The 12,602-nt window shown below is 66.2% G+C and carries 6 protein-coding genes; 5 read left to right on the top strand and 1 reads right to left on the bottom strand.

Going from position 1 to position 12,602, the window contains the following annotated elements:
- The first annotated feature begins 5 nt into the window (after window positions 1-5).
- The 5 genes from J3E61_RS07840 (at window position 6) to J3E61_RS07820 (ending at window position 11,495) form a co-directional block, all read left to right on the top strand.
- Window positions 6-1,016: a cutinase family protein gene (locus J3E61_RS07840; RefSeq protein WP_210083181.1), complete on the top strand. Its 1,011-nt coding sequence runs from the start codon at window positions 6-8 to the stop codon at window positions 1,014-1,016.
- Between the two features lie 243 nt (window positions 1,017-1,259).
- On the top strand, window positions 1,260-3,152 hold the full coding sequence (gene fadD32, locus J3E61_RS07835) for a protein (RefSeq protein ID WP_192724667.1): 1,893 nt from the start codon (window positions 1,260-1,262) through the stop codon (window positions 3,150-3,152).
- A 166-nt stretch (window positions 3,153-3,318) separates the two neighbouring features.
- Entirely contained in the window at window positions 3,319-8,577 is a 5,259-nt protein-coding gene (locus J3E61_RS07830; RefSeq protein ID WP_210085471.1) for an acyltransferase domain-containing protein, read from the top strand.
- Window positions 8,574-10,127 carry an acyl-CoA carboxylase subunit beta gene (locus tag J3E61_RS07825; protein ID WP_192724666.1) on the top strand — a complete coding sequence of 518 codons (1,554 nt, stop codon included), beginning with the start codon at window positions 8,574-8,576 and terminating at the stop codon, window positions 10,125-10,127. The genes J3E61_RS07830 and J3E61_RS07825 overlap by 4 nt, the downstream gene beginning before the upstream one ends.
- A 21-nt stretch (window positions 10,128-10,148) precedes the next feature.
- Window positions 10,149-11,495 (top strand): serine/threonine protein kinase, encoded by a 1,347-nt coding sequence (locus J3E61_RS07820; protein WP_210083180.1) that lies wholly within the window; start codon window positions 10,149-10,151, stop codon window positions 11,493-11,495.
- Here the strand turns inward: J3E61_RS07820 and J3E61_RS07815 are convergent, their stop codons facing one another.
- Entirely contained in the window at window positions 11,496-12,344 is an 849-nt protein-coding gene (locus J3E61_RS07815; RefSeq protein ID WP_210083179.1) for a hypothetical protein, read from the bottom strand.
- Window positions 12,345-12,602: the final 258 nt, after the last annotated feature.

The raw sequence follows: 12,602 nt of genomic DNA, 5'->3' as shown, positions 1-12,602 counted from the left end.
AACAGATGCCAAAGACCAACCGGCGGAATCGCCACCGGATACTCGCGCTCGTTGCAGCCGGGGCGATGGCGCTCGTCGTCGTGCTGATCGTGGCGATCGTGATCGTCGTGCTGCGCAAACCGGAGACGCCGCAGACTGCTCTGCCGCCGACCGCGGTGCCGCCCACCGGCGTGCCAACGGCGCCGAAAAAGCCGCGCCCCGAGTTCCAGGACGCGAGCTGCCCCGACGTGATGATGGTGTCGATACCCGGGACGTGGGAATCTTCCCCGACCGACGATCCCTTCAACCCCAACCAGTTTCCGAACTCGTTGATGTCGAAGGTGACCAACCCGCTGCGTTCGCAGTTCGGCAACGACCGGGTGGAGATCTTCACGGTTCCCTACACCGCGCAGTTCCACAATCCGCTGTCTGCCGATCAGCAGATGTCCTACAACGACAGCCGCGCCGAGGGCACCCGCGGCGCCGTCAAGGCGATCACGGATATGAACAACCGGTGCCCGCTGACCAGTTACGTGCTGGCCGGGTTCTCGCAGGGCGCGGTGATCGCCGGCGACATCGCCAGTGACGTCGGCAACGGCAGGGGGCCGGTCGACGAGGATCTCGTGCTCGGCGTGACACTGATCGCCGACGGACGTCGTCAGGACAACGTCGGTCAGGACATCGGCCCCAACCCCGACGGCCAGGGCGCCGAGATCACGCTGCAGGAGGTCCCGACGCTGTCGGCGATGGGCCTGACGATGACGGGCGCGCGGCCCGGCGGATTCGGCATGCTCAACGACCGCACCAACGAGATCTGCGCGAAGGGTGACCTGATCTGTGCGGCGCCGGAGTCCGCGTTCAGCATCACCGAGCTGCCGAGGACGCTTCAGGTGCTGACCGGCGGCGGCGGCGCGCCGGTGCATGCGCTGTACGCCACGCCCGAGTTCTGGAATCTCGACGGTGCGACGTCCACGCAGTGGACACTGGGCTGGGCGCAGAACGTGATCGATAACGCTCCGCACCCAAAACATGGCTGACATGTGACCGAGGGCGATTTGGCGTGTGCCAACAGGTCGCCTAACATTAAGAAAAAAGTAAGAGCGGTGGTCGGAAGCCGGGCTGAATCCGCAGGCCAGAGCCCTTAAAGGCGGTGAGCGCCTACTCCCCGGTAGGATCTTCGGGGTTTAGGGTTCGCGCGGCTGAGGTCCAGCGTCTGCGGCGTCCCGCCGACAAGAGCGCAAGCGGCTTCGCAGTGAGCGTGGCTTTGACAGGAGAGTGCGATGGCCTTCCATAACCCGTTTCTCAAAGACGGACTGATCAAGTTCCCGGACAACGGCAGCTTGGTCAAGCACGTTGAGAAGTGGGCCAAGGTTCGCGGCGACAAGCTCGCCTACCGCTTCCTCGACTTCTCTGTCGAGCGCGACGGTGTGGCCCGCGACCTGAACTGGGCGGACTTCGGTGCCCGCAACCGCGCGCTCGCCGCCCGGCTGCAGCAGGTCACCCAGCCGGGTGACCGGGTGGCCATCCTCTGCCCGCAGAATCTCCACTACGTGGTCGCGATGTACGGCACCATCTATTCGGGTCGCATCGCGGTACCACTGTTCGACCCCTCCGAGCCCGGTCACGTCGGCCGGCTGCACGCCGTGCTCGACGACTGCCAGCCCTCCGCGATCCTGACCACCACCGAAGCCGCCGAGGGCGTGCGCAAGTTCTTCCGCACCCGGCCTGCCAAGGAGCGGCCCCGCGTCATCGCCGTCGACGCAGTGCCCGACGAGGTCGGCGCCACCTGGGTGCCCGTGGAGGACGTCACCGAGGACACCATCGCCTACCTGCAGTACACCTCGGGCTCGACCCGCATCCCGACCGGCGTGCAGATCACCCACCTCAACCTCGCCACCAACATCGTTCAGGTCATCGAGGCCCTCGATGGTCAGGAAGGTGACCGGGGCTGCTCGTGGCTGCCGTTCTTCCACGACATGGGCCTCATCACGGCCATGCTCGCGCCGATGATCGGGCACCATTTCACGTTCATGACGCCGGCCGCATTCGTCCGCAGGCCCAGCAGGTGGCTGCGGGAGATGTCGCGCAAACCCGATGACACCGGCGGCGTCATCTCGGTCGCGCCGAACTTCGCGTTCGATCACGCCGCGGCCCGCGGCCTGCCCAAGGACGACGAACCGCCCCTGGACCTGAGCGTGGTGAAGTGCATCCTCAACGGCAGTGAGCCGATCTCGGCCGCCACCGTGAACCGGTTCAACGACGCGTTCGCCCCGTACGGATTCAAGCCGCAGGCCATCAAACCGTCCTACGGCCTGGCCGAGGCCACCCTGTTCGTGTCGACGACACCGATGGACGCCGAGCCGAGCATCATCCACGTCGACCGCGATGCGCTGAACACCGGCACCTTCGTCGAGGTCTCAGCCGATTCGCCAAAGGCCGTCGCGCAGGCAGGCGCAGGCAAGATCGGCGTGGCCGAATGGGCCGTCATCGTCGACGCGGAGACCGCCACCGAGCTTCCCGACGGTCAGATCGGTGAGGTCTGGATCAGCGGCCAGAACATGGGCACCGGCTACTGGGGCAAGCCCGAGGAGACGGTCGCGACGTTCCAGAACATCCTGAAGTCGCGGACCAACCCGTCGCACGCCGAAGGCGCGACCGACGACGCGACGTGGGTGCGCACCGGCGACCTCGGCGCTTATCACAAGGGTGAGCTCTACATCACCGGCCGCACAAAGGATTTGGTGATCATCGACGGCCGCAACCACTACCCGCAGGACCTCGAGTACTCCGCGCAGGAGGCGACCAAGGCGCTGCGAGTCGGCTACGTCGCGGCCTTCTCGGTACCCGCGAACCAGTTGCCCGACGCGGTTTTCGAGAACGCACACGCCGGCCTCAAGCGCGACCCGAACGACACGTCCGAGCAGTTGGTGATCGTCGGAGAGCGCGCCCCCGGTGCACACAAGCTGGAGATGGGTCCCATCGCCGACGACATCCGCGCGGCGATCGCGGTGCGCCACGGCGTGACCGTGCGCGACGTGCTGCTCACTCCTGCAGGCGCGATTCCCCGGACCTCGAGCGGCAAGATCGGCAGGCGCGCCTGCCGTACTGCGTATCTGGACGGAAGTCTGCGCAGCGGCAAGGTGGCCAACGCGTTCCCAGACGAGACGGACTGACTGCTGACTGAGCAGAAATGACCAGCGGACGACGGGCGCGTGGTCCATCGAAGCGTCCATCGAAGGTGAAGTGAAAATGACTGATACACACGATGATTCGCAACCCGCGGCCGAGCAGGAGTTCCAGCTCGCGCCGGAGAAGCCGCTGACGCCTGCGCGTACTGATATGACGGTCGCCGAGATGCGCGAGTGGCTGCGCAACTGGATCGCCAACGCAACCGGCCAGGCCCCCGATGCGATCAACGACGCGACGCCGATGGTCGAGCTCGGCCTGTCGTCACGTGACGCGGTCGCCATGGCCAGCGACATCGAGGACCTCACCGGTGTGACGCTGACCGCGACGGTCGCGTTCCGGCATCCGACCATCGAGTCGTTGGCGACCGTGATCGTCGAGGGCGAGCCCGAGGTCGACATGTCCGACAGCGGTGAGGACTGGTCGCGCACCCGCGACGTCGACGACATCGCTATCGTGGGCATCGCCACCCGCTTCCCCGGCGACATGAACACCCCCGACGAGACGTGGCAGGCGCTGCTCGAGGGCCGCGACGCGATCACCGATCTGCCCCCCGGCCGGTGGGAGGAGTTCCTCGACGAGCCGCGGATCGCGGAACGCGTGGCGAAGGCCCGCACCCGCGGCGGCTACCTCTCTGACATCAAGGGTTTCGACGCCGAGTTCTTCACGCTATCGAAGATGGAGGCCGACAACGTCGATCCGCAGCAGCGGATGGCCCTCGAATTGACCTGGGAGGCACTGGAAAACGCGCGCATCCCGGCATCGAGCCTGCGCGGCGAGCGCGTCGGTGTCTACATCGGGGCTTCGAACAACGACTACAGCTTCCTGAGCGTCTCGGACCCGTCGATCGCGCATCCGTACGCGATCACCGGGACCACGAGCTCGATCATCGCCAACCGGGTGTCCTACTTCTACGACTTCCGCGGCCCGTCGATGGCCATCGACACCGCATGCTCGAGTTCGTTGGTGGCCGCACACCAGGGTGTCGCGGCGCTGCGCTCGGGCGAGGCCGACGTGGCAGTGGTCGGCGGCGTCAACGCGCTGATCACCCCGCTGGTCACGATCGGGTTCGACGAGGTCGGCGGTGTGCTGGCGCCGGACGGCCGGATCAAGTCGTTCTCGAAGGACGCTGACGGCTACGCGCGCTCTGAGGGCGGCGGCATGCTCGTGCTCAAACGACTCTCTGACGCGCGACGCGACGGCGACGAGATCTTGGCGGTCATCGCTGGCAGCGCGGTCAATCATGACGGCCGGTCCAACGGGCTGCTGGCGCCGAACCCGGATGCGCAAGCCGAGGTGCTGCGCACGGCATACAAGGACGCGGGCATCAACCCCCGCGACGTCGACTACATCGAGGCGCACGGCACCGGCACCATCCTCGGTGACCCGATCGAGGCCGACGCGCTCGGCCGCGTCGTCGGCAGGGGCCGTCCGGCAGACAAGCCGGCGCTGCTCGGTGCGGTGAAATCCAATGTGGGCCACCTGGAGTCGGCCGCAGGCGCCGCCAGCCTTGCGAAGATGGCATTGGCGCTGAAGAACGACAAGATTCCGCCGTCGATCAACTACTCAGGTCCCAACCCGTACATCGACTTCGAAGCTGTCCGGCTGAAGGTCGCCGACACCGTTACCGACTGGCCGCGCTACAGCGGTCACGCGATCGCCGGTGTGTCAGGCTTCGGCTTCGGCGGCGCCAACGCGCACATGGTGCTGCGTGAGGTGTTGCCGTCGGATCTCGTTGAGCCGGAACCGCAGTCGCAGGCCGAGCCCGAAAAAGCGGAGCAATCCGACGCGGACGCCGTGTACGTCGGCGGCGTGCGCATGGACGAGTACGGCGAGTTCATCGACTCCGCAGAAGATGATGGCGATGGCCTTGACCGGCCCGCTCGCGTCGCCGATGACGAGCCGGACCTGCCGGGCCTCACCGACGAGGCGCTGCGCCTGATCGAGGTCGCCCGCGAGGAGCTCGAGGCTTCCGAGCAGCCCACTCCCGTTGTGCCGCTCGCGGTTTCAGGCTTCCTGACGTCCCGTAAGAAGGCGACCGCAGCCGAGTTGGCCGACTGGATCGACAGCCCCGAGGGCCGCGCGTCCTCGCTGGAGTCGATCGGTCGATCGCTGTCGCGGCGCAACCACGGTCGCTCGCGCGCGGTCGTGCTCGCCCACGACCACGACGAGGCCATCAAGGGTCTGCGCGCGCTGGCCGACGGCAAGCAGAACCCCAACGTGTTCACCGCCGACGGACCAGTCACCAACGGGCCCGTGTGGGTGCTCGCGGGATTCGGTGCGCAGCACCGCAAGATGGGCAAGAACCTCTATCTGCGCAACGAGACCTTCGCGCAGTGGATCAACAAGGTCGACGCGCTGATCCAGGATGAACGTGGCTACTCGATCGTCGAGCTGATCCTCGATGACCGGATCGACTACACCAACGAGACCTGCGACTACCCGATCGAAGTAGTCCAGACAGTGATCTTCGCTCTGCAGATCGCGCTCGGCGAGCTCCTCAAGCATCACGGCGCGAAACCGGCTGCGGTGGTGGGACAGTCGCTTGGCGAGGCGGCCGCGGCATATTTCGCAGGCGGCCTGTCGCTCGAGGATGCCACCCGGGCCATCTGTGCGCGTGCGCATCTGATGGGTGAAGGCGAGGCGATGCTGTTCGGCGAATGGATCCGGCTGATGGCCCTGGTCGAGTATTCGGCCGAGGAGATCGAGACGGTGTTCGCCGACTTCAAGGACCTCGAGGTGTGCGTGTACGCCGCGCCCACCCAGACCGTCATCGGCGGTCCACCCGACCAGGTGGACGCGATAATCGAGCGCTGCGAGCAGGAAGGCAAGTTCGCGCGCAAGATGCAGACGAAGGGCGCCAGCCACACCTCGCAGATGGATCCGCTGCTCGGTGAGCTCGCCGCCGAACTGCAGGGCATCCAGCCGCATCCGATCACCATCGGCTACTTCTCGACGGTGCACGAGGGCAAATACCTCCGTCTCGGCGAGGCGATCCACGACGTGGAGTACTGGAAGAAAGGGCTGCGCCACAGCGTCTACTTCACCCAGGGCGTTCGCAATGCCGTCGACAACGGCCACACCACTTTCCTCGAGCTGGCACCAAATCCGGTGGCGCTCATGCAGGTTGGCCTGACCACCGCGGCTGCGGGGCTGCACGACGCGCAGCTGATCGCGACGCTGGCGCGCAAGCAGGACGAGGTCGACTCGATGACGTCGGCCTTGGCGCAGTTGTTCGTGCACGGTCACGATCTGGACTTCCGGACGCTTTTCCAGCGCGGTGAATATGCGAATATTCCGCCAACCCGCTTCCGCCGCAAGTCGCACTGGCTGGACGCGAAGTTCACCGGCGACAGCTCAGTGATGATGCCCGGCAACCACGTCGCCACACCCGACGGTCGCCATGTCTGGGAGTTCGCTCCGAAGGGCCAGCCCGACCTCGGTGCATTGGTGAAAGCCGCTGCGGCACAGGTTATTCCGGATGCGAAGCTGACGGCGTTCGAACAGCGCGCGGTGCCCGGCGAGGGCGCGCGACTGGTGACGACGTTGACGCGCCACCCCGGCGGAGCGACGGTTCAGGTGCACGCCCGCATCGACGAGTCCTTCACGTTGGTCTACGACGCGGTCGTCACTCGCGGTGGCCAGGCCGCGCCACTGCCTGCCGCGGTGGGTGCAGGAGTCGCGGTCGCGGCGCCTACCGCAACGTCCGTCGTCGAGGAAGAACCGGACAGTGCGGAGATCCTGCAGGACAACCTGACGCAGGGCGCGAATCTCGGTGCAGGCTTTGCCAAGTGGTCGCCTGATTCCGGCGAGACCGTGCGTGACCGGCTTGGCACGATCGTCGGCGGTGCGATGGGCTACGAGCCCGAGGACCTGCCGTGGGAGGTGCCGCTGATCGAACTCGGCCTCGACTCGCTGATGGCGGTGCGGATCAAGAACCGTGTCGAGTACGACTTCGACCTGCCGCCGATTCAGCTGACCGCGGTGCGGGACGCGAACCTTTACGCGGTGGAGAAGCTGATCGAGTACGCGATCGAGCACCGCGATGAGGTCGAGCAGCTCGCCGAGCATCAGAAGGAATTGACGCCTGAGGAGATCGCCGCCGAACAGGCTCAGTTGATGGGCGGCGCGTCGACTGTGGCCGAGGTCGAAGATGCGCTCACCAGTGCGGGCACCGCCAGGTCAAGCGACATTCCGCCGCCCCCAACCGATCCCAGTGGGCCGGCCGTGCCGCCGCCACCGTCCAATCCGGCGGGCCCGGACCAGCCGTCAGCCGCGTCGCTGGCCGCGGGAGTGCTGACCCAGGAGGCCGTCACCGAGGCGCTCGGCGCCGATGTGCCGCCGCGTGAGGCCGCCGAGCGCGTCACGTTCGCGACGTGGGCGATCGTCACCGGCAAGTCGCCGGGCGGCATCTTCAACGCACTGCCCACACTCGACGACGCGACCGCCGAGAAACTGGCACAACGGCTTTCGGAACGGGCCGAGGGAACCATCACCGTCGATGACGTGAAGAACTCGCCGACGATCGAGGCGCTGGCCACGATTGTGCGCGAGTACCTCGAGGCCGGTGAGATCGACGGGTTCGTCCGCACCCTGCGTGCACCGCAGGAGGGATCCGACAGCACGCCGGTGTTCGTCTTCCATCCGGCCGGCGGCTCGACGGTGGTGTACGAGCCGCTGCTGAAGCGGCTGCCGCAGGACACCCCGATGTACGGCTTCGAACGAGTCGAGGGCTCGGTCGAGGAACGCGCACGGCAGTATCTGCCGAAGCTGCTGGAGCTGGGCGGCAACGGGCCGTTCGTCCTGGTCGGCTGGTCGCTTGGCGGTGCGCTGGCCTACGCGTGCGCGATCGGCCTCAAGCGCGCGGGCGCCGACGTCCGCTTCGTCGGGCTGATCGACATGGTCCGGCCCGGCGAGGAGATCCCGCAGACCAAGGAGGAAACGCGCGCCCGTTGGGACCGCTACGCGCGGTTCGCCGAGCGGACCTTCAACGTCGAGGTGCCGCCGATCCCGTACGAGCAGCTCGAGGATCTCGACGACGACGGGCAGGTCCAGTTCGTGCTGAACGCGATCAAGGAAAGCGGCGTCCAGATCCCCGGCGGCGTCATCGAACACCAGCGGACGTCCTACCTGGACAACCGGCTGCTCGAGACGGCCGAGATCCAGCCCTACGACGGACACGTCACCCTCTACATGGCCGACCGCTACCACGACGACGCGATCTTCTTCGAGCCGCGTTACGCCATCCGCCAGCCCGACGGCGGCTGGGGCGAGTTCGTCTCGGACCTGGAGATCGTGCACATCGGGGGTGAGCACATCCAGGCCATCGATGAGCCGTACATTGCGAAGGTCGGGGCGCATATGAGCGAGGCGATCGACCGCATCCACGCCGAGGAGAAGCAGGCCAAGTGACCAATCGAACCACCGCGGCGCTGCTGGCCGAACTCCGCGAGAAGCTCGAGCTGGCCAAGGAACCCGGCGGCGAGAAGGCCGTCGCCAAGCGGGAGAAGAAGGGCATCCCCAGCGCCCGGGCCCGCATCGAAGCGCTGGTCGACCCCGGCAGCTTCCTGGAGATCGGTGCGCTGGCCAAGACGCCCGGTGATCCCAACGCGTTGTTCGGCGACGGCGTGGTCACCGGTCACGCCACGATCGACGGTCGGCCCGTTGGCGTCTTCAGCCACGACCAGACGGTGTTCCAGGGCTCGGTCGGCGAGATGTTCGGCCGCAAGGTCGCGAAGCTGATGGAGTGGGTGGCGATGGTCGGCTGCCCGATCATCGGCATCAACGACTCGGCAGGCGCCCGCATCCAGGACGCGGTGACCTCCCTGGCCTGGTATGCCGAGCTGGGCCGCCGCCATGAGATGCTGCGCGGTCTCGTTCCAGAGATTTCCCTGATTTTCGGGAAATGCGCTGGGGGCGCGGTTTATTCGCCGATCCAGACCGACCTGCTGGTCGCGGTGCGCGATCAGGGCTACATGTTCATCACCGGCCCGGACGTCATCAAGGACGTCACCGGCGAGGACGTCACCTTCGACGAACTCGGTGGCGCCGACGTGCAGGCGCAGCGCGGCAACATTCACAAGGTGGTCGACTCGGAGGCCGCGGCCTACCAGTATGTGCGCGACTACCTGAGCTTCCTGCCTGCCAACCATTTCGATGACCCGCCGATCATCAACCCCGGGCTGGAGCCGGAGCTGACCCCGCACGACTACGAACTCGACACGATCGTGCCGGACAGCGACAACATGGCCTATGACATGCACGAGATCCTCCTGCGGATCTTCGACGACGGTGACGTCTTCGAAATCGCCGAGCAGCGCAGCCCGTCCATGATCACCGCGTTCGCCCGCGTCGACGGCCATCCGGTCGGTGTGATCGCCAATCAGCCGATGCACATGTCCGGCGCGGTGGGCAACGAGGCATCCGACAAGGCCGCCGGGTTCATTCGGTTCTGCGACTCGTTCAATTTGCCGCTGGTGTTCGTCGTCGACACCCCTGGCGCGATGCCGGGTGTCGAGGAGGAGAAGGGCGGCATCATCAAGCGCGGTGGCCGGTTCTTCAACGCCATCGTGGAAGCCGACGTGCCCAAGGTGACCATCATCGTGCGCAAGGCTTACGGCGGCGGATACGCGGTCATGGGGTCCAAGCAGTTGTCGGCGGACCTCAACTTCGCATGGCCCACCGCGCGGATCGCCGTGATCGGCGCCGAGGGCGCCGCCCAGCTGCTGGTGAAACGGTTCCCCGATCCGACCGCGCCCGAGGTGCAGAAGATCCGCGACGACTTCATCGAGGGCTACAACCTGAACATGGCAACGCCGTGGATCGCCGCCGAGCGCGGCTACATCGACGGCGTCATCCAACCGCACGAGACGCGGCTGCTGCTGCGCAAGTCGCTGCGGCTGTTGCGGGACAAGCAGAATCTGACCAAAGTGCAACGCAAGCACGGTCTCACGCCGCTCTAAACCGGCGATTAAGATGCGCCCATGCCGCTAGCCGAAGGCGAGGTGATCGCGGGGTACACGATCCTGCGATCGCTGGGCGCTGGCGGGATGGGCGAGGTCTACCTGGCCCAGCATCCGCGATTGCCGCGCCGCGACGCGCTCAAGGTGCTCTCGGCGTCGGTGTGTTCCGAAAGCGAGTACCGGCAGCGGTTCAACCGCGAAGCCGATATCGCAGCCACGCTGTGGCACCCGCACATCGTCGAGGTACACGACCGCGGCGACGTCGACGGACAGCTGTGGATCTCGATGGATTACGTCGAGGGCACCGACGCGGGGCGACTGCTGGCCGAGAGCTACCAGGAGGGTATGCCGCCCGACGAGGTCGCCCGGATCGTGACGGCGGTCGCAGGAGCGCTCGACTACGCTCATTCCAAAGGCCTGCTGCATCGCGACGTGAAGCCGGCCAACATCCTGATGACCGACGACGATGCCGACGGCGCGCGGATCATGTTGGCGGACTTCGGGATTGCTCGGTGGATCGATGAGTCGAGCACGCTGACCGGCACCAACATGACCGTGGGCACCGTCGCGTACTCTGCCCCTGAGCAACTCAAGGGCGAAGAGATCGACGGCCGTGCCGATCAGTATGCGCTGGCGGCCACCGCGTTCCAATTACTCACTGGCACACCGCCGTTCCAGCATTCCAACCCGGCCGTGGTGATCAGTCAGCACTTGACGGCCGACCCGCCCAAAATCGGGAAGCGACGGCCGGAATTGGCGGGCCTCGGCCCGGTCTTCGACAAGGCGCTCGCGAAGTCGCCGCGCGACCGCTACGACAAGTGCATCGACTTCGCCCGCGCGCTGGCGCATCACATCGGCGCCGACGAACAGAATCTCAACGCGGATGCGACGAAGTTGGCAATCCCGACGACGGGCCCGCGGCACGCCAGGAACGGGCAGAAGCAGAGCCGACCGCGGCGGCGCGTGATGATCGGTGTCGCGGCCGGCCTCGTCGTGATCGCCCTTGCCGCAGTCGGTTTCGTCGTTTTCGACCGGACGCGTGGGCACTCCGCGGCGCCTGGCAATGTCACGCTGCCGGTGGTGGTGGTCGGCGCCAAGTGTGCGACGTTGGGCGCCGCAGGCATCACCGAAGCAGGCGTCCCGGCGTACTGCGCGCACCTGTCGACCACCGATGACACGATCTGGTCGAAATATCCGGGGGAGATCTCCAGCCCCACCGCCACCGCGGGGCCCAACGACGAGGTGTATCCGTCGGAGACGGAGGCACCGGTGCTGGTGTGCATGGAGCAGACCGGCCAGACGCACCTGGACTGTCACAACGACATTCTGCAGAGCAACGCCACAGCCTCTGCGGCGCCGACGTCCTAGCTACTTCGACGAACCGGTGTTGTCAGCGCCGTCCGACGACTTGGTATCGCCGCTCGTGTCCGAAGGCGATGCGGTCGTGACCGTGTTGGTTGCGGCGGACTTCTTCTTTTTCGGTGGGTGCAGCCCGCTCAAGGCGCTCGAAACGGCATGGGAGAACGCCTTGTTGGCGGCGGTCGCGGCAGCGGAAACAGCCTTGGCCGCACGGGTACCCGGCTTAGCAACCGGGGTGGTCTCTGTTCCAGTGTTGCTGCCCACGCTGCTCGCGGCGGTGGTCTTCAGCGGCGCACTGGTGGTCGACGCGACGGCCAACGGTGCCGGCACCGCGTTGAGCAGACCGATCACCGTCTTGGCGACAACATCGGTGACATTCGCTGCCTCGAGGGGGACGAATTCGACAGCGCCGAACGCCAACTGCGTGCCGATTCGGTAGACCACGTCGAGCGTCGCCAGCCCTTGGGGGACGACGCTGCGGGGGGTGTCGATGACGGTGACCAACACGGGTCCGACGACGGGGATGGCGCCTGCGGCCGATTCGACTGCGGTGGTGATCGCGGTGTTGATGCTCTGGCCGTCGGCGATAAGGCCTTTCACCGCCAGATATTGCGTCGACCACGTCTGCTCCAGGCCGGTTTCCACCGAGGCCGCACCTGTGTCGACGGTGGTCCTGAGTCCTTCGATGACTCCCACAAGTGCACTGCTCAAGCTCGTTAGCTCAACGTCTTGGACGGTAGCGATCTTCATTGGATGCAAATCCGGAGGCGGTGGCGCGGTCATGGGAGTGGTCGCGATGATGCCTGCGCCGACGAGAGCTATTGCGGTGGCGATGTGGGGCGTAGCGGTGTGATGCATGAGATCCACCTCGATTCAGCCGGATGAGCATCATGATCATAAACGGTTGCGTTTGCAAAAAGAAGGCTTCCAGCAAAGTTTCTGGAGCTGGTCGATCCGGACTCGCAGGCGAAATCAATTAGCGGAAACGATAATTCGTAAGGGGTGCAATCGCCTGCTACCTCACCGGCAACCTCGCGGATTCGGGTCCAAGCCAAGGGCCCCGCGGACCAGCTAGACCACAACTTTGTTGAGTGCCCGGCTCTTAGCGACAGTGTC

The organism is Mycobacterium sp. OAE908 (assembly GCF_017872775.1).
GTDB lineage: Bacteria > Actinomycetota > Actinomycetes > Mycobacteriales > Mycobacteriaceae > Mycobacterium.
The sequence above is the reverse complement of the archived record's forward strand: the minus strand, read 5'-3'. Positions and strand labels throughout refer to the sequence as shown.

Coding starts and splice junctions, on each gene's coding strand:
- J3E61_RS07840 (WP_210083181.1), top strand. CDS start 6: ATGCCAAAGACCAACCGGCGGAATCGCCACCGGATACTCGCGCTCGTT.
- fadD32 (WP_192724667.1), top strand. CDS start 1,260: ATGGCCTTCCATAACCCGTTTCTCAAAGACGGACTGATCAAGTTCCCG.
- J3E61_RS07830 (WP_210085471.1), top strand. CDS start 3,319: ATGACGGTCGCCGAGATGCGCGAGTGGCTGCGCAACTGGATCGCCAAC.
- J3E61_RS07820 (WP_210083180.1), top strand. CDS start 10,149: ATGCCGCTAGCCGAAGGCGAGGTGATCGCGGGGTACACGATCCTGCGA.
- J3E61_RS07815 (WP_210083179.1), bottom strand. CDS start 12,344: ATGCATCACACCGCTACGCCCCACATCGCCACCGCAATAGCTCTCGTC.